Genomic DNA, 17,459 nt, shown 5'->3' with positions numbered 1-17,459 from the left:
TGACCGGGGCATGTAAAAAGTGCAGTCTGTGTTCAAATCCCGGCGTAAAGCGCCGCAAGAACTGACAAAGAGGATGACAGGCGATGGCCGACATCGAACCCACCGAACGCTTTGGCGAAGACCGCAGCGAAGGCATCAGCTGGAACGAATTGATGGAGCGCGATTCGCGCCCCGCACCCGAGATTCTGGTCGACGATTCCTATGAATATCGCGGATCGGACCCGATCCCGGTCGAACGCTATATCGACGAGGATTTCGCCGCCAAGGAGCGCGAGCGGATGTGGCCCTATGTCTGGCAATTCGCCGCGCGCGAGGAAGAGCTGAACGATCCGGGCGATTTCGTGGTGTTCGAGAATGCGGGCCGCAGCTTTCTGCTTGTGCGGCAGGACGACGGTTCGATCCGCGCAATGCACAATGTGTGCCTTCACCGCGGGCGCAAGCTGAGGACCGAGGACGGCAATGCCGAGAAGTTCACCTGCCCGTTCCATGCCTTTACATGGAATAAGGACGGCAGTTTCGACCATGCGCCCTGCCAGTGGGATTTCCCGCATCTGAAGAAGAAGAACATGGACCTGCCCGAGGCCGAGGTCGGCGTGTGGCAGGGTTACGTCTTCATTCGCGAGATCGCCGGCGGGCCGAGCCTTGAGGAATATCTCGCCCCGCTGCCCGAGCATTTCAAGCGCTGGCGCCACGACGAATGCATCACCGTGATGCATGTCGCCAAGGAGGTGCCCGCCAACTGGAAGGTCGTGATGGAGGCCTTCATGGAGGCCTGGCACACCATCGTCACCCATCCGCAGCTGCTGCCCTTCACGGGCGATTCCAATGGCGCCTATCGCACATGGGGCGACAATGTGAACGCCAACCTCGTCCCGTTCGGCGTGATGAGCCCGCATATCCAGGAGGGGCAGGGCGAACAGTGGATCGTCGACCAGTTCATCAAGTATAACGGCCGCAGTTCGGACAATTACGATCCAGACGGCGATCCGATGGCGATCGAGGTGCCCGAGGGCAAGACCGCGCGCGAGGCGCTGGGCGACCGGATGCGCGAGGTCTATGCCGAGCAGACCGGCTATGACCATTCGCACGCGACCGATGCCGAAGTGCTGGATGCGCTGGTCTATAACGTGTTCCCCAATTTCGGGCCGTGGGGCGGGTTCATGCCGAACATCGTCTATAGCTGGTCGCCCGGGAAGACGGTGGACACCAGCGTGATGGAGGTTCGCATCCTCTCGCGCGTCAAGAAGGGCGAGCCCAAGCCCGCCGCAGCGCCGCGCAAGTTCCTGACGCTCGACCAGAAATGGACCGAAGCGCCCGAGCTGGGCGGTCTTGGCGAAGTGTTCGAGCAGGACATGGACAATCTGCCCTATGTGCAGGAAGGGTTGCACGCGTCGAAGACGGGCGAGATCCAGCTGGGCAATTACCAGGAAATCCGCATTCGCCAGTTCCAGGACACCTTGATGAAATATATGAACGGCGAACTGGGCGGCTTTGGGAAGGATGGGGCGCAGGCCTGATGGAGCGTATCGACCACGGGCCCGATCCACTGGCCAGCGCGACTGCCGAAAACCATCCCCAGCGTATCGACTGCGTCCTGATCGCGGGCGGGGTGTGGCACGACATCGACTTCGCGCGACTGGAACTGCTGAAGCTGCTGGCCGAGGATCCCCGCATCCGCACCCGCGTGTTCGAGGATTACGAGAATGTCGAGGCGATCGCCGCCGCCGACATGCTGATCAGCTATACCTGCAATGTGGTGCCCAGCGAAAAGGCGCAGGAAGCGCTGCGCGACTGGGTCGAGGCGGGCGGGCGCTGGTATGCGCTCCACGGCACGAACTCGATCCTGAAGCTGATGGACGACGGGCTGTTCCACGCCCCGCGTGAGGCGCCGCTGTTCATGGACGTGCTGGGCAGCCAGTTCATCACGCACCCGCCGATCGCGCCCTATACGGTAACCGTGGCCGATCCCGATCACGAGCTGACCGCCGGGGTGGAGCCGTTCGAGACGACGGATGAGCTCTATCACCTGGAAACCCACGGCGATCTGCACGTGCTGCTGGAAACCGAATGCACCGAGGAAGGCACCGGCTTTGCCGAAGCCGCCGATGCGCCCGGCGTGCACCCGGTGATGTATATCCGCCAGCGCGGCAAGGGCGCGGTGCTGTACAACACGCTGGGCCATTGCCGCGGGCATTACGATTTGCAACCGATGGCCGAATGGTGGCCGACGGTGGATCGCTGCGCGTGGGAACTGCCGGTCTATTACGATCTGCTGCGCCGGGGTATCGGTTGGGTCCGGCCCGAACGCTGAGGGGGTGGGCCGGACCGCTTCCTATAACGCCTGACGTTCACACTCCGGGAAGCGGCGGCTTCCCCATTGGAATTGCGCCCTGTCGCCGCGCAGCCACAACATCGCGTATTCGGGCGATCCGGCGGTGCCGCTTTCGTATTTCTCGCCCGACGCGCTGGGTACGCGGGGCAGCGTCATCTGGCGCCCGTCGAAAGTGACCGCCGTGCTTTCGGCAGAGGCTGCGACGCGAATGCGCGCATCGCCGCAGACATAGGCGGTTTCGCCCGTCGCCTTGCTGCCAGCCGACCCGCGTGCGGAGACCAGCGTGATCATACCGAAATCGCGGTCGCCCGATCCTTTCTCCACCGGCATGGCGGTGTCGGTCGTCCACGCCAGTGCGCCGTCGGGGCCGCTGATTGTCGCGCGCAGCGAATAGCGACTGCGTTCATACAGCTGCCCATCATCCACCACCAGTTGAAACGGGACCGGCACCTGCCGATTGCCCAGTTCGATCGTTTCGCTGGCGATCATGGTCGATGGCGCATCGGCGCGCGAAACATCCTCAAGGCTGACGGTCGCGGTGCTGCCGGGAAGCAGGGCGATCCGTTCGCGATAGGAAAGCTGGCCGCTGAGCGTCATGATCTCGCTTGCTTGCGTCATGAGATTCGTTTCATTTCCATCGGTCATGCACGCCGCCAGCGAAGCACAGGCAAGCAAGGCTGGAAGAAAATGGATTGCTCGGTTCATGGGCCTCTTCCTGTTCGATCCTGTCCGGATGATCCCTCAAGTCAGCTATATCCTGCCGGTTCCCTGGTGGAAACACGGTACATTCCGCCAATCCGCCAATCCGCCAATCCGCCCAATCCGGCTTGCACCGGTCGCCCCATCTGCGCTTCATGGCGCGATGAACCGGCCGTCAACGTCTGCTGGATCGGCCGGAAACCGGCCTAGGCGCGGGCCGCGGTCACGCCAAACAGCATGGCCGCACCGTCCAGCAACGCGCTTGCCGTGAAAGGTTTGGCCACGACGGGCGCCTGCGCAAAGCCCTCTGGCAGATGGTCGCGCCCATAGCCGCTGACGAACAGGAACGGGATGCCCCGCGCGGCAAGAGCGGCGGCGATATCATCAACCGTTTCGCCCTGCAGGTTTCCGTCGAGCAATGCCGCGTCAATCTCTGCCGCTTCGGCCAGTTCCAGCGCGGTGGAATGCGAGGATGCTTGTCCCGCGATGGACGCGCCGGCACCCTCCAGCAGGTCGATCAGCTCGAACATCACCAGGGGTTCATCCTCGATCACGAGGAAGCGCTTCCCGGTAAGCGGCGATGCCGGGGCAGGGGACGGGCCCTGCACCATGGTCTCGGCCTTGCGCAGCGCCTCGTTCACGCGCGGCTTGCCGTTAAAAGGCATGTTCAGTGTCCAGCGCAGGCCGTCCGGGGCATAGATCGAATGCGCGATGCCGCCTTCGGCCGACATGCTGTTCTCGATCAATACCGAACCGAAGCCGCGCTTGTCGGGTACGGCGACGGCCGGACCGCCGCTTTCGATCCATTCCATGTTCAGGAACCCGCCAGACAGGGACCAGCGTATGTCCGCACGGCCCTCGGGCACCGAAAGGGCGCCATATTTGTTCGCATTGGTGACAAGTTCGTGCAGCACCAGCGCCAGGTGCAGCGCAGTTTCGGGCGGCAGGTCGAGATCGGGTCCCTCCATGCCGAGCCGGTCCGCGCCGACGGCGCCGATGCGCAATTGCCCCTCGATCACTTCGCGCAACTGCGCGCCTTGCCATGTGCAGCTGCTGAGGATCGAATGCGCATTGGACAGTGCCTGTATGCGGCCGGTGAAGGTCGGCACGAAATCTGACGGTCCGCCCGACCGGCGCAGGGTCTGGCTGGCGATGGCCTGCACCGAGGCGAGCGTGTTCTTCACCCGGTGGTTGAGCTCGCCGATCAAAAGGCGCTGCGTTTCCTCGGCACGTTTGCGTACGCTGACGTCAAGGATCTGGATATCGATGGAGGCAGGGCCGCCCGCCTTGCAGGGCAGCGCCGAGCAATAGCATTCGCAGTCCAGCATCGCGCCCGTAGTCGTCCGCATGCGCAGCGGGACCATCTCGCTCAGCCGGTTGCCCGCCACCATGTCGTCAACAAGGGCAGTGAAGCTATCGGCATCCTCGGCCGCGATCCAGTCGAATTCCTGCGGCGTGTAACCGGTGACCTCATGCGCGCGCCAGCCGAAGAGCTTTTCCGCCCCGCATGACCAGCCCAGTATCCGCTGGTCCCCGTCCAGTTCCACGATGGCAAGCGGCGAATTGTCGCGATGCGCGGTCAGCCGGTTCAGAATACCTGCCATTTCGTCTCGCTGGCGGGCAAGCTCGATCCGCTGGCGGAACAATTGAACGAAAACGTCAGTCTTGCCCCGCACGATCTGCGGATCGACGGGCTTGAGCAGGTAATCGACCGCGCCCGCTTCATAGCCCTGGAACTTGCGCCGTTCGTCGGTGGCGACGGCGGTGAGGAAAATGATCGGAATGCGCCGCGTCCGCTCGGTCCCGCGCATCAGTTCGGCCAGTTCGAAACCGTCCATTCCCGGCATCTGCACGTCGAGCAGGGCCACGGCGAAGTCGCGCTTGAGCAGCAGTTCCAACGCTTCGGAGCCGGACCGTGCCTGCACCAGTTCGATGCTGTCGCCGTCCAGCAGCGCTTCCAGAGCGGCGAGGTTTTCCGGGATGTCGTCGACCGCAAGGACCGGCACGCGTTCAGGCAGCATTGGCCGTCCTTTCCAGCGCAAGGGCATTGCGGCGATAGATCTTCTGCTCGGCGTCAAAATCGTCGAAGCCGTCGCCGTGATGCGAGAAGCGCAGGGTTTCGCGTGATCCCAGCCCCAGGAATCCGCCGCGCACCAGCGATTCGCCGAACAGCCCCAGCGAGCGGTCCTGCAATTCGCGGTCGAAATAGATCAGCACGTTGCGGCTCGACACCAGCTGCGCCTCGGTAAAGACGTGATCACTGGCGAGGTTGTGCTGCGCGAATACCGCGCGGCGGCGCAGGCTCTTGTCGAAGACCGCCGCGCCATAGGCAGCGGTATAGTAATCCGACAGTGACGAGTGCCCGCCCGAAAGGCGATGGTTCTCGGTATAAAGCTGGATGCGGTCGAGATCGAAAATACCCGCTTCGGCCTTTTGCAGCGCGGCGGGGCTGATGTCGGTGCAATAGAAGATGGTGCGGTCCTCCAGCCCTTCCTCGCGGAACAGGATGGCCAGCGAATAGAATTCCTCGCCATTGGCGCAGCCCGCGATCCAGACCTTCAGCGAAGGGAAGGTGCGCAGATGCGGGATCACCTTTTCGCGCAGCGCACGGAAATAGGCGGGGTCGCGGAACATCTCGCTGACCTGGATGGTCAGAAAGCCCATCAGTTCGCCGAACACCGCCGGATCGCGCAGCAGCATGTGCTGTAACTGCGACAGGCTTTCGCAATCGAAACGCTGCATCGCGCGGATCAGTCGGCGATGCAGCGAACCGCGCGAATATCCCCGGAAATCATAGTGATACTGCCGGAATATCGCTTCCAGCAGCAGCTCGGCCTCGATCTCCTCATGCGGTGCCAGCGTATCGTTCATCGCGGCATCCAGACACGCACCAGCGACAGCAGCTTGTCGACGTCGAGCGGCTTGGCCAGATAATCGTTCGCTCCCGCCTCGATACATTCCTGCTGGTCCTGCGCCATGGCCTTGGCGGTCAGCATGATGACGGGGAGGTTGCGGCCCCAGTCGGCCTTTCGCATCTCACGCGTGGCGGTGAGGCCGTCCATCTCGGGCATCATCACGTCCATGAGCACCAGATCAACCGGCTCGCCTCCGTCGGCGGCATTCTGCAGCGCGGTCAGCGCCTCGCGCCCGTTGCGCGCGATTTCCACTTCGACGCCGTGCGGTTCGAAGATGCTGGTGACGGCATAGACGTTGCGGATATCATCCTCGACCAGCAGCACGCGGCGGCCTTCCAGCGCGGCATCGCGGGTCAGCGACTTGGCGATCAGCGCCTGCTGCGGTTCGGGCAGGTCGGACACGATCTGGTGGAGGAACAAGGTCACCTCGTCCAGCAGGCGTTCGGGGGACTTGGCGCCCTTGACGATGATCGACTTGGAATATTTGCGCAGGCGCAATTCCTCGTCCGCGCTGAGGTCGCGGCCGGTGTAGACGATCACGGGCGGGAAGCCGAGATTCTCGTCCGCGCTCAGTTTTTCCAGGAGGTCGAGGCCCGAGGCGTCCGGCAGGTTGAGGTCGAGCACCATGCAGTCGAAGGTCTCGCTGCCAAGGCGTTCGATGCAGTCGGCGGCGGAATGGGCCTCCACCGTCTCGACGTCGCGGCTGGCCAGCAGCAGTTTGACGCTTTCGGCCTGCCGCTGGTCGTCCTCCACCACCAGCACGCGGCGCATGCGCTGCGCCATGCGCGCTTCCAACCCTTCGAGCATGTCGACCAGTTGCTCGCGCTTCACCGGCTTGAACAAATAGCCGATAGCCCCGCTGGACAGCGCCGCCTGGCTGTCGTCGTCGACCGACACGACATGAACGGGGATATGGCGCGTGCGCACGTCGCGCTTGATCCGGTCGAGCACCGACAGGCCGGTATGGTCGGGCAGGTTCATGTCGAGGATGACCGCGTGCGGCAGATACTGACGAGCCATCAGCGCGCCTTCGTCCGCCGTGCCCGCGACGAGGCACTGGAAACCCTGTTCGTGCGCGATGTCGGACAGGATGCTGGCAAAGACCGGATCGTCCTCCACGATCAGGATCACGCGCGCATCGCCCGACAATTGCTCGCGGTCGTCGGCGACCGGCACCGCGCTGCGGCGGCGGGCGGGCAGAGGGTTCGACGGCTGCGAGCCGGTCGCTGCAGGGGCAGGGCGGGGCGCGACGGACGCGGGCTGGTATTCGGCCGGCAGGACCAGCGTGAAGGCGCTGCCCTCGCCGGGCTGGCTGCTGACCGACACCTCGCCGCCCAGCAGATGCGCCAGTTCGCGCGAAATCGAGAGGCCGAGGCCGGTGCCGCCATATTTGCGGCTGACGGTGCCGTCGGCCTGCCGGAAGGGTTCGAAAATCGCCTTCTGCTTGTCGGCGGGAATCCCCACGCCCGTGTCGCGCACGGTAAAGGACAGACGCCCGTTATCGCGTCCCGAAAGCTCGATGGTGACCTTGCCGTTGTCGGTGAACTTGATCGCGTTCGACAGGAAGTTCTTGAGCACCTGCTCCAGCCGCTGGGGATCGGTCTCGATCTCCTCGGGCGTATCGGACCCGGTGGACACCTCGAGCGTCAGCCCCTTGTCGGCGGCGGAAGCGTTGAACTGCGAGCGCAACTTTTCGAGCGTCGGCCCGACGCGGAAGCGGCGCGGCTGCAATTCCAGTTTGCCCGCTTCGATCTTCGAAATGTCGAGGATGTCGTTGATCAGCGCCAGCAGATCGTTGCCCGACGTCTCGATCGTCTCGGCATGCTTGACCTGCGTGGCGGAAAGATTGCCGTCGCGGTTCTCGGCCAGCAGCCGCGCCATGATCAGCAGCGAATTGAGCGGCGTGCGCAATTCGTGGCTCATATTGGCGAGGAATTCTGACTTGTAGCGGCTTGCCTGTTCCAGCTCGCCCGCCTGGCTCTTCAGAGAATTGGTCGCGCGCGCCAGCTCGTCGCGCTGCATTTCAAGCTGGCGGGTCTGTTCCTCAAGCTGGGCGTTGGTCTGTTCCAGCTCGACCTGCTGTTCCTCGAGCTGTTCGGCGGAGGCCTGCAATTCGCGGCTCTGCTGTTCCAGCTCGTCATTGCTGGCGCGCAACTCCTCGCTCTGCGCCTGCAGTTCCTCGGCCTGCTGCTGCGTTTCCTCCAGCAGTTCGCGCAGCCGCGCGCGATACTTGGCCGACCGGATCGTGACACCCATCTGCTCACCGGCGCGGTCCAGCATGGCGAGCGCGTCGGGCGATGCTTCGCGGAAGCCGAGTTCGATCACCGCATTGACGTCGCCGTCAACACAGGTGGGCGCAATGACAATCTGCGCGGGTTTCGCGCTGCCGAGGCCCGACCCGTAATAGAGATAGCCGTCGGGCACATCGTCGATGACGAAGCTGCGGCCTTCCTTCGCCGCCTGCGCCAGCAGCCCATCGCCGTCGCCGAAGCTTTCCGGAACGCGCCCGTCCGCGGGGACGCCATAGCTCGCATGACGGCGGAATCCCTCGCCATTGCGGATGAAGATCGCGCCCGCCTGCGCGTCGAGATAGTCGACGAGGAAATCGAGCGCGCTGGCCCCCAGCCGGTCGAGCGGCTGTTCGCCGCCCATGGCCTGCGCAAGCCCGACCTGTCCCGTCTGCAGCCATTGTTCGCGCCGCACGACCTGCCGGTTCTGGATGAAGAAATAGCCGATGATCGCCACCGTCCACACGACGGCTGTTCCCAGCGCGCGGTTCATCATCGCCAGCGCCGGATCGATACCGGCGGGGGCCAGCGTGAAACCGGCGATCGTCAGCAGCGTCGCCACCGCCGCGATGACGGGCGGCAGTTTCGGATGCGGCGTCAGATAGGCCAGCGCCACGGGCAGCAGGTAGATCACCCATGACGCAGTCCCCAGCGCGAACACGAGGTCGGCCAGAAACGGCAGGGCGACGAGCACTGCCAGCAGAACGTAAAGCAAAAGCAGACGATTGCGGGCGGTGCCGCGCGCGGTTTTGGTGTTCAAGTTTGGTTTCCTACGGTTGACGTCTTGTTACGAACGCCGCTCCCGATGGCAAGATGCCGGTGCCGCAGATGCACGGTTTTGGGTTGTCACCGCATGAATAGCCATTGTCTGAAAACCGTCCCTCCAGCCAGATTAATCACGCGGAACTACTGACAGGCCGGAAGGTTCCCGGCCGGGATGCTGATCCGCATTTGCGTTACCCGACCCTGCATAATGCCACAGGTTTCAGCGTTGCGGCGTTGATCTAGTCTGCCTCTTCAAACCATAAGGGAGAGAGAGAATGGGCTATACCGGACCTGCCGAGGACCGCCTTGCCATACGCGAACTGATCGAGGCCTATGCCGATGCGGTCACGCGCCGCGACGCCGAAGATTGGGTCGCCTGCTGGGCCGAGGATGCGCGTTGGGAAATGCCCGATTATCCTGAGTTTCCGCCCCAGACCGGACGCGAGAATATCGTCAATCTGTGGGTGTCCGCAATGGCGCAATATCCCGGAATCATGTTCCAGGCCTGGCCCGGCGCGATCGAGGTGGAGGGCGACCGCGCCAAGGTCCGCTGCTGGACCGCCGAGGTCTATGACCAGGACGGCGACACGGTGCGCGACCGCGGCGCGTATGAGGATGAATGCGTGAAGGTGGACGGGCGCTGGCTGTTCTCGAAGCGCAGTTTCCGCAATATTCACAAGCAGAAGCAGCCGCGGGGCGCGTGAGATGAACCGGATCTCGCTGGCATCGGGAGTGATGCCCGATATTCCCGCGTCCGAAGTGATCTGGGCCGCCGAGGAGGGCGGCTTCGACATGGTGGGGCTGTGGGTCGAACCGGGCGAATGGTCCGCCGCCGACACGCGCGAAGCCCGCGCGATCCTGGCCGCGACCAAGCTGCCGGTGCTGGATGTCGAGGTGATCTGGCTGCGGCCCGACCGCACGCTCGACGATCAGCGCATCGTGCTGGACGTGGGGGCCGAGCTGGGCGCGGCCAATGCCTTGTGCGTGTCCTCGCTGCCCGATGCGGGCGAGACGGCGGCGCAATTGCGCGCCTTGTGCGAATATGCCGAAGGGTCGGGCATGCGGGTAGCGCTGGAATTCGGGATCTTCACCGAAGTGCGGGACGGCGCGGCGGCGATGGACGTGATCGGCGCGGTCGATCATCCGCTGGCGGCTCTGCTGGTCGATCCGATCCATGTCGACCGGTCGGGCACGCCGCTCGACCTGATCCGCTCGGCCGATCCGCATCTGCTGCCCTATGCGCAATTCTGCGATGCGCCCGCCGCGCGGCCTGCGCTGGACGACATGGACGCGATCCTGACCGATGCGCTCGACCTGCGCGAGCAATGCGGGGAGGGGGCGCTGCCGCTGCGCGAGCTTTATGCGGCGCTGCCCGGCGATATCCCGCTCAGCATCGAATTGCGCTCGCGCGCGCTGCGTGAGGCGTTTCCCGATCTGGGCGAGCGCGCAAAGGCCGTGGCGCAGGCGACGCGCCGCTGGCTGCAAACGCAGGCCGTGACGGAGGCAGCGCGATGACGGTGCTGGAGCGCCCCGACGGGCTTGCCGCGGACCGGCTGGTCGATGCCGACATCTATGCCCTGCCCGGCATGGAGCAGGGCTTTCACGACGCGTGGAAGCGGCTGCAGGATGCGAGCCCCGACATCGTCTGGACCGACCGGAACGAGGGGCACTGGATCGCCCTGCGCGGCGAGCTGGTGGCCGAGATATTGGCGGACCACGAACGCTTCTCCTCGCGCGTGATCATCCTGCCGCGCTCTGCGGGGGAAGAGCATTCGGGGCTGATCCCCACCACCATCGATCCGCCCGAACACCGCTGGTATCGCAAGCAGCTGAACGAGAACCTGTCGCTGAAATTCGTGCGCGACCTCGAACCCGGCATCCGCAAGCTGGCGGGCGAGCTGATCGACGGTTTCGTGGACGACGGCGAGGTCGAGTTTATCGAGCATTACAGCGCGATCCTGCCGATCCGCATCTTCATGGACCTTGTCGACCTACCGGCCGGCGATGCGCCGCGGCTCAAATACCTCACCGACATGATGACCAATCCCGGTTCGGAAATGACCATGGCCGAGGCGCGCGACGAGATGGCGGCCTATCTGCTGCCGGTCGTCACGCGGCGTATGGAAAACCCCGGCGAGGACATGATCAGCCGCATGGTCGGCCGCCCGTTCGAAGGGCGCAGCATGACGGCAGAGGAAGCGCTGGTACTGACGCTGCAGGTGCTGGTCGCGGGGATGGACACGGTCGTCAATTTCCTCGGCTTTGCCATGCTGCATCTGGCGGGCGATGAAGAGATGCGCCGCCGCCTGATCGCCGATCCGGATTTGGCCCCGCGCGCGGTGGCCGAACTGTTCCGCCGCTATGGCTCGGTCACCATCGCGCGGATCGTGCGGCAGGACATGGAGTATCACGGCATCCATCTGCGCGCGGGCGATCTGGTCGCCTGCCCGACGGTGGTGCACGGCGTCGACGAGCGCGAGAACGAGGATCCCATGAGCGTCGACATCGACCGCGCGCGGCCGCGTCATTCGGCGTTCGGGCAGGGGCCGCATCGCTGTCCGGGGCAGGAACTGGCGCGCAGCGAAGTGGCGATTACGCTGCAGGAATGGCTGCGGCGCATTCCCGATTTCACCGTCGCCAATGCCTCCGAACTGCGGCAGGCAGGCGGGATCAACGCGCATATCGACCGGCTGGTGCTGCGCTGGGATGGCTGAAGGGCGCAGGCGCTAGGCGGGCGCCTGTCGCATCATGTCGGCGCAGCGCAGCCCGATGGCCATGGCGGGCGCATTGGTGTTGCCGGTGACCTGTCCGGGCATGATCGAGCAATCCGCCACGCGCACCCCCGTCACGCCGCGTACCCGGAGCTGTGCGTCCACCACGCTGTCGTCGCCACTGCCCATCCGGCAGGTGCCGATGCCATGCAGCCCGCAGGTCGAATAGCGCCGGAAGAACGCCAGTATCGCCTCGTCCCCCTCGACATCGCGTCCCGGCAGCAATTCCTCGCCCACCCGCGCGCCCAGCGGCGGCGCGTCCATGAAGGCACGCATCCGCCGCACCAGCGCCACCGCGCTCGCCCGGTCATGCTCGGTCGAGAGGAAATTGGGCTGGATGTCGGGCGCATCCGACACGCCCGCTCCGCCGATCCTGATACTGCCTTCGCTGCTCAGCCGCAGCAGCGAGGCATAGATGGTGATGCCCGGCTGCCGGTCGATCTTGTCCAGAGGGACCGGATTGTTCTCGTCCCCCACCTCGAAGGTATAGGCGCCCAGATAGAACTGCGCATCGACCCGCCCGTCGGGATGCGCGACATTGAGGAACGCGCCCACTTCGAACGGGCCGGTCGCCATGATCCCGCCGCCGGTCAGCATGTAGCGCGCCATTGCCAGCGCCGCGCCCGCGCCATAGAACTGGCGATTGGTGCCTTTGCCCGACTTCAGCCGATAGGGCATCGACAGCGACAGATGCTCGTTCAGATGTGCGCCGACATGGGCATTGTCGATCAGCGGATCGACGCCCTTGCCGCGCAGCCATGCCGCATCGCCGATGCCCGACCGCTGGAGCAGCAGCGGGCTTTCGATCGCGCCCGCCGACACGACGATCTCGCCCGAGCAGGCGAAATGCGTCATTTCTCCATCCACCAGCACGTCGATGCCGGTGGCCCGCTTGCCGTCGAAAGTGATGCGCTCGGCCCGCGCGCCGGTCACCACGCGCACGTTCGGACGCCTGCGCGCCGGATCGAGGAAGGTGCGCGCCGCACTCTCGCGTTTGCCGCGCCGGATGTTGTGGCTGTAATATCCGACGCGCGGCCCCGGCTGTTCGTTGAGTTCGCGCACGCGTTTCAGTTGCAGCGCCTCACCCGCGGCGATCATCTCGTCCGCTAGCGGATAGGTGTAGATCTCGGGCTCGACGTGTACCGGCCCGCCCGAACCCAGCATCGGCGAGGGGCCATAGGGATGATCCTCAAGCCGCAGGAATGCCTCGGTCATACTGTCGCCGTTCCAGCCGGCCGCGCCATGATCGCGTTCCCACGCGTCGTAATCCTCGCGCTCGCCCCGGCTCCAGATCATGCCATTGACCGAGCTTGACCCGCCCACGCCCTTGCCGCGGATCCAGACTTCGTTCGCGGGGCCGTTTTCCTCACGCGGCTGCGCGACGGGATAGGCCCAGATTCGGTCGGGATTAGTGACCAGCTTCGCCACGCCTTTGGGCACGCGGTTCCAGAAACCGCTCTCGCCGCCCGCTTCCAGCACCAGCACGCGATTGCGCGGATCGGCGCTCAGCTTCTCGGCAACGACACAGCCGCTCGATCCCGCGCCGACGACGATATAGTCCCAGTTCTCGTTCATGCATTCATCTCCCAGAATGGAATGCATGCCATATTCGCGCGGCGGCTCGACCTAGCCTTTTGCGCAATGGCGCGGCGCGTCGATCAACCGCGCGAGACCTGTGCCGGAAGCGCCGCATGCCAGCGCCGCAGCCGCGTCTCGCGCTCACCGCTATCCATGCGCGGGCGGAACGCGGTCGCCGGGCTGGCCATGGCTTTCGTGTCCTCCAGCGAGGTGTAAAGCCCCGCGCCGAACGCCGCTAGCATGGCCGCCCCGCGCGCGGTCGTCTCGATATCGGCGGGGCGTTCGCACGGAATCGCCAGCATGTCGGCCAGGTCCTGCGCCAGCCAGTCGTTCGCGCTCATCCCGCCGTCGATGCGCAGGCTGGACCATGCCGCGCCGTCGGCGGCAAAGGCGGTCTTCAGGTCGCACAGCACATGCGCAATCGATTCCAGCGCCGCGCGCACCACATGCGCCCGCGTCGTGGCAAAGCTCATGCCCGAAAGCGAGGCGGTCGCCTCCGCATCCCAATAGGGCGCGCCAAGTCCGGCAAGACCGGGCACGAAGACCACCCCGCCGCTGTCCTTGACCGACCGGGCCAAAGCCTCGCTCTCCGCCGATTGCGACAGCAGGGCCAGCCCGTCGCGCAGCCACTGGAAGATGCTGCCCGCGGCGAACACCGATCCCTCCAGCGCATATATACGCTCATCGCCCGTGTCCCACAGCACCGTGCCCAGCAGGCGGTGGCCGGAACGCGGCGGCTCGCTGCCCGCATTGGCAAGGATGAACGCGCCTGTGCCCATCGTCGCCTTGCACTCGCCGCGCGCGAAGCAGGCCTGTCCGATGCTCGCCGATTGCTGGTCGCCCGCCAGCCCGGTGATCGGAATGGCCCGCCCGAACAGCGCCGAATCGGTGGCAGCGATGGAACCGGTGCAGGGCACGATGTCCCCCAGCGCCGAGCGGGGCACGTCGAACAGATCGCACAGCCCGCCGTCCCAGTCGCGGCCCTCCAGCGGCAGTAGCAGGGTGCGGCTCGCGTTGGTCGCATCGCTGACATGCAGCCCGCCGGTCAGCTTCCACACCAGCCAGCTTTCGATCGTGCCCATCGCCAGCCGGTCGCCCAGCTCGCGCGCCTGCGGCACATGGTCCATAATCCAGCGCATCTTGGTGGCCGAGAAATACGGGTCGAGCAGCAGGCCCGTTTCGCGCTGGACGCGGTCCTCGTGCCCTTGTTCGCGCAATTGGCGGCATTGCGCTTCGGTCCGGCGGTCCTGCCAGACGATGGCGCGGCAGATCGGCTGTCCGGTCCGGCGGTCCCACGCCGCCACCGTTTCGCGCTGGTTGGTGATGCCGATGGCGGCGATCCGGTCCGCACCGCCCGCCTTGTCGATCATCGCCCGCGCGCAGGCAAGGGTCGCGTCCCAGATCTCCTGCGCGTCATGCTCGACTACGCCGGGGGCGGGGTAATGCTGGGTCAAAGCCTGCTGCGCGGTGCCAAGAACCTGGCCCGCCGCATCATAGAGGATCGCCCGCGTCGAGGTGGTGCCTTCGTCGAGCACGAGGATCATCTTGTCCGTGCCCGTCATTCCCGTCCCCTGCCGATGGCCGCCGCCTGTTGGGGCAGCTTGCCTTATCTGTTGCACTTCCATAATTTTTAGCCGCCAAGCCAGCCGGGCGCAAGCAAGCGGCTCGTCCTCCGACACGCGCGCCACAGGGATATTGTTTTGAGCCTTCTGCCCGCCCCGCCAGCCTCGCGCCGCCTTGGCCAGAGCGACATCGTCATCTCTCCGCTGGCGTGGGGCATGTGGCGCCTTGCCGAAAACGGGCGCAGCGTGTCCGAAGCGTCGAGGCTGGTTCATGCCGCGCTGGATGCGGGTATCACCCTGCTCGACACGGCGGATATCTACGGCTTCGACGGCAATGGCGGGTTCGGCGATGCCGAGGCGCTGCTGGGCGAGGTGCTGGCGGCGGAACCGGCGCTGCGGCCGCGCATGGTGCTGGCCAGCAAGGGGGGCATCATGCCGCCGCTGCCCTACGACCAGTCGCGCGGCTATCTGTCGTCCGCGATCGACGCCTCGCTGCGGCGGATGCGGGTGGACATGATCGACCTGCACCAGATCCACCGGCCCGATATTCTGACTCATCCGCAGGAACTGGCCCGCACGCTTGAAGATGCGGTGGCGGCGGGCAAGATCCGCACCATTGGCGTGTCGAACTTCACCCAGCCGCAGATCGAGGCTTTGGCGCATTTCATGGACCTGCCCATCGTCTCCACCCAGCCCGAGATCAGTCCGCTGAGGATAGACTGCTTCGAAAACGGTGAGCTTGATCAGGCGATGCGTCTGGGAATGACGCCCTTCGCATGGTCGCCGCTTGGGGGAGGGCGGCTGTTGTCGCCCGGCAATGCGCGCGATGCCGCGGTCGCGGCTGAGCTGGACCGGATCGGACAGGCGCAGGGCGTCGGCCGGTCGGTCGCGGCGTTCGGCTGGCTGATGGCGCATCCGGCGGGGATCGTGCCGATCATAGGATCGCAATCGCCGGAAAGGATTGCCGAGGCCATGCAGGCGCTGGAGATGCGCTGGACGCGGCAGGACTGGTATGCCGTGCTCGTCGCCGCGCGCGGGGAACCGCTTCCCTGATGGCGCGCGGCGTCGATCCTTCCGGGCCTTACGACCTTGCCGTCATTGGCGGCGGTATCAACGGCTGCGGGATCGCGCGCGATGCGGCGGGGCGCGGGGCCAGTGTGTTGCTGCTGGAGGCAGGCGATCTGGCCAGCGGCACGTCCTCGGCCTCCAGCAAGCTGATCCATGGCGGGCTGCGCTATCTGGAGCACCGCGAATTCGGCCTCGTGCGCGAAAGCCTGATCGAGCGTGAGCGCATCCTGGCCATCGCGCCGCATATCGTGTGGCCCATGCGCTTCGTGCTGCCCCATGTGCGCGGGCTGCGGCCGCGGTGGCTGCTGCGTCTGGGGCTGTTCCTGTATGACCATATCGGCGGGCGAAAGACCTTGCCCGCGACGCAGAGCATCGACCTGACGCGCCATCCCGCGGGCGCGCCGCTGAAGGACGAGTTCGCGAAGGGTTTCGTCTATTCCGATTGCTGGGTCGACGATGCGCGCATGGTGGTGCTGAACGCGCGCGATGCGGTGGACCGGGGCGCCGAAGTGCGCACGCGCTGCCGCGTGACGGGGCTGGCGCGCGAGGGAGATATCTGGCGCATCGAGGCGGGGGACGAGATTTTCCGCGCCCGCGCCGTCGTCAATGCGGCGGGACCGGCGGTGCTGGAATTGCTGCGCATCGGCCATCTGCCGACGCATCGCAAGATGCGACTGGTGCGTGGATCGCATATCGTGGTGCCCAAACTGTTCGACCATGCATTCGCCTATTTTTTCCAGCTTCCCGATGGACGCATCTTCTTCGCCATTCCATACGAGCATGATTTCACCCTGATCGGCACCACCGACGCGGACCACCGGGGCAGCCTCGTAAAGGTCGAAGCGAGCGCTGCGGAAATCGCCTATCTGTGCGAAGGGGCCAGCCGGTTCTTCGCGCGCCCCGTCGCGCCCGCCGATGTGGTGTGGTCCTATGCAGGAGTGCGCCCGCTGATCGACGATGGATCGGGCAGGCCGGAGGCGGCGACGCGCGGCTATTCGCTCGATCTGTCGGAGCGGTTCGCAGGTGCGCCGCTGCTGTCGGTGTTCGGCGGCAAAATTACCAGCTTTCGCCATCTGGCCGAGGATGCAGTGGGGAAACTGTCCTCGCGCCTGCCCGAACTGGCCGGACCGGGCTGGACGGCGGACGCACCGCTGCCGGGCGGCGATTTTCCGGTCGGCACGGCGGACGAACAGATCGCGGCCTTGCGGCGCGACTACCCGTTCCTTTCGCCCGAAATGGCGGACAGGCTGATCCGCAGCTATGGCACCTGCGCGCGCGACATTCTGGGCAATGCGCATGCGCTGGCCGATTGCGGCGAGTATTTCGGCCACGGTCTGACCGCGCGCGAGGTGGATTACCTGCGCGCCCGCGAATGGGCTATGACTGCCGACGACATATTATGGCGCCGCACCAAGCTTGGCCTCAGGCTGGACGCCGCGCAGCGCGAGGCGCTCGAACGCTACTTCGCCGCGCGCTGACCG

General features: G+C 65.5%; 13 protein-coding genes. 7 read left to right on the top strand and 6 right to left on the bottom strand.

All coding sequences use genetic code 11. The annotated features are described in order from the left end of the window. The first annotated feature begins 83 nt into the window (after positions 1–83). Together AC4FIJ_RS01650 and AC4FIJ_RS01645 are read left to right on the top strand one after the other, a co-directional pair. Positions 84–1,517, top strand: coding sequence for an aromatic ring-hydroxylating oxygenase subunit alpha (locus AC4FIJ_RS01650; protein WP_490334994.1), 1,434 nt, complete (start codon positions 84–86; stop codon positions 1,515–1,517). Beyond that, on the top strand, positions 1,517–2,311 hold the full coding sequence (locus tag AC4FIJ_RS01645; protein WP_490334993.1) for a ThuA domain-containing protein: 795 nt from the start codon (positions 1,517–1,519) through the stop codon (positions 2,309–2,311). Before AC4FIJ_RS01650 ends, AC4FIJ_RS01645 begins: the two co-directional genes overlap by 1 nt. A 21-nt stretch (positions 2,312–2,332) precedes the next feature. On the opposite strand, the gene AC4FIJ_RS01640 is transcribed toward AC4FIJ_RS01645, so the two are convergent. The 4 genes from AC4FIJ_RS01640 to AC4FIJ_RS01625 form a co-directional block, all read right to left on the bottom strand. Then, positions 2,333–2,950 carry a YbaY family lipoprotein gene (locus AC4FIJ_RS01640; RefSeq protein ID WP_490334992.1) on the bottom strand — a complete coding sequence of 206 codons (618 nt, stop codon included), beginning with the start codon at positions 2,948–2,950 and terminating at the stop codon, positions 2,333–2,335. Positions 2,951–3,237: 287 nt separating this feature from the next. Next, on the bottom strand, positions 3,238–5,052 hold the full coding sequence (locus tag AC4FIJ_RS01635) for a response regulator (protein WP_490334991.1): 1,815 nt from the start codon (positions 5,050–5,052) through the stop codon (positions 3,238–3,240). Next, the gene (locus tag AC4FIJ_RS01630; RefSeq protein WP_490334990.1) at positions 5,042–5,902 is read right to left on the bottom strand and encodes a CheR family methyltransferase; all 861 of its coding nucleotides are present in this window, start codon (positions 5,900–5,902) and stop codon (positions 5,042–5,044) included. The genes AC4FIJ_RS01635 and AC4FIJ_RS01630 overlap by 11 nt, the downstream gene beginning before the upstream one ends. Next, on the bottom strand, positions 5,899–8,994 hold the full coding sequence (locus tag AC4FIJ_RS01625) for a response regulator (protein WP_490334989.1): 3,096 nt from the start codon (positions 8,992–8,994) through the stop codon (positions 5,899–5,901). The genes AC4FIJ_RS01630 and AC4FIJ_RS01625 overlap by 4 nt, the downstream gene beginning before the upstream one ends. 280 nt (positions 8,995–9,274) lie before the next feature. On the opposite strand from AC4FIJ_RS01625, the gene AC4FIJ_RS01620 reads away from it, so the two are divergent. From AC4FIJ_RS01620 to AC4FIJ_RS01610, 3 genes are read left to right on the top strand one after another with little or no spacing between them, the layout of a single operon-like run. Further along, complete coding sequence (locus tag AC4FIJ_RS01620; protein ID WP_490334988.1) at positions 9,275–9,703, top strand: nuclear transport factor 2 family protein; 429 nt, start codon at positions 9,275–9,277, stop codon at positions 9,701–9,703. Between the two features lies 1 nt (position 9,704). Beyond that, positions 9,705–10,514, top strand: coding sequence for a sugar phosphate isomerase/epimerase family protein (locus tag AC4FIJ_RS01615; RefSeq protein ID WP_490334987.1), 810 nt, complete (start codon positions 9,705–9,707; stop codon positions 10,512–10,514). Next, positions 10,511–11,713 (top strand): cytochrome P450, encoded by a 1,203-nt coding sequence (locus AC4FIJ_RS01610; protein ID WP_490334986.1) that lies wholly within the window; start codon positions 10,511–10,513, stop codon positions 11,711–11,713. Before AC4FIJ_RS01615 ends, AC4FIJ_RS01610 begins: the two co-directional genes overlap by 4 nt. A gap of 12 nt (positions 11,714–11,725) precedes the next feature. Here AC4FIJ_RS01610 and AC4FIJ_RS01605 read toward each other — a convergent pair whose 3' ends face one another. Then, positions 11,726–13,345, bottom strand: coding sequence for a GMC family oxidoreductase (locus AC4FIJ_RS01605; protein WP_490334985.1), 1,620 nt, complete (start codon positions 13,343–13,345; stop codon positions 11,726–11,728). An 83-nt stretch (positions 13,346–13,428) separates the two neighbouring features. Beyond that, entirely contained in the window at positions 13,429–14,910 is a 1,482-nt protein-coding gene (locus AC4FIJ_RS01600; protein WP_490334984.1) for a glycerol kinase, read from the bottom strand. Positions 14,911–15,048: 138 nt separating this feature from the next. Between AC4FIJ_RS01600 and AC4FIJ_RS01595 the strand changes: the two genes are divergently transcribed. Beyond that, positions 15,049–15,963, top strand: a complete 915-nt coding sequence (locus tag AC4FIJ_RS01595) for an aldo/keto reductase (RefSeq protein WP_490334983.1) — start codon at positions 15,049–15,051, stop codon at positions 15,961–15,963. Further along, positions 15,963–17,456 (top strand): glycerol-3-phosphate dehydrogenase, encoded by a 1,494-nt coding sequence (locus AC4FIJ_RS01590; protein WP_490334982.1) that lies wholly within the window; start codon positions 15,963–15,965, stop codon positions 17,454–17,456. The genes AC4FIJ_RS01595 and AC4FIJ_RS01590 overlap by 1 nt, the downstream gene beginning before the upstream one ends. Positions 17,457–17,459: the final 3 nt, after the last annotated feature.

Source organism: Croceicoccus sp., assembly GCF_983967925.1.
The sequence above is the reverse complement of the archived record's forward strand: the minus strand, read 5'-3'. Positions and strand labels throughout refer to the sequence as shown.

Bases quoted from the DNA above. Each gene is read 5' to 3' on its own strand.
- AC4FIJ_RS01650 (WP_490334994.1), top strand. From the start codon at position 84: ATGGCCGACATCGAACCCACCGAACGCTTTGGCGAAGACCGCAGCGAA.
- AC4FIJ_RS01645 (WP_490334993.1), top strand. From the start codon at position 1,517: ATGGAGCGTATCGACCACGGGCCCGATCCACTGGCCAGCGCGACTGCC.
- AC4FIJ_RS01640 (WP_490334992.1), bottom strand. From the start codon at position 2,950: ATGACGCAAGCAAGCGAGATCATGACGCTCAGCGGCCAGCTTTCCTAT.
- AC4FIJ_RS01635 (WP_490334991.1), bottom strand. From the start codon at position 5,052: ATGCTGCCTGAACGCGTGCCGGTCCTTGCGGTCGACGACATCCCGGAA.
- AC4FIJ_RS01630 (WP_490334990.1), bottom strand. From the start codon at position 5,902: ATGAACGATACGCTGGCACCGCATGAGGAGATCGAGGCCGAGCTGCTG.
- AC4FIJ_RS01620 (WP_490334988.1), top strand. From the start codon at position 9,275: ATGGGCTATACCGGACCTGCCGAGGACCGCCTTGCCATACGCGAACTG.
- AC4FIJ_RS01615 (WP_490334987.1), top strand. From the start codon at position 9,705: ATGAACCGGATCTCGCTGGCATCGGGAGTGATGCCCGATATTCCCGCG.
- AC4FIJ_RS01610 (WP_490334986.1), top strand. From the start codon at position 10,511: ATGACGGTGCTGGAGCGCCCCGACGGGCTTGCCGCGGACCGGCTGGTC.
- AC4FIJ_RS01605 (WP_490334985.1), bottom strand. From the start codon at position 13,345: ATGAACGAGAACTGGGACTATATCGTCGTCGGCGCGGGATCGAGCGGC.
- AC4FIJ_RS01600 (WP_490334984.1), bottom strand. From the start codon at position 14,910: ATGACGGGCACGGACAAGATGATCCTCGTGCTCGACGAAGGCACCACC.
- AC4FIJ_RS01590 (WP_490334982.1), top strand. From the start codon at position 15,963: ATGGCGCGCGGCGTCGATCCTTCCGGGCCTTACGACCTTGCCGTCATT.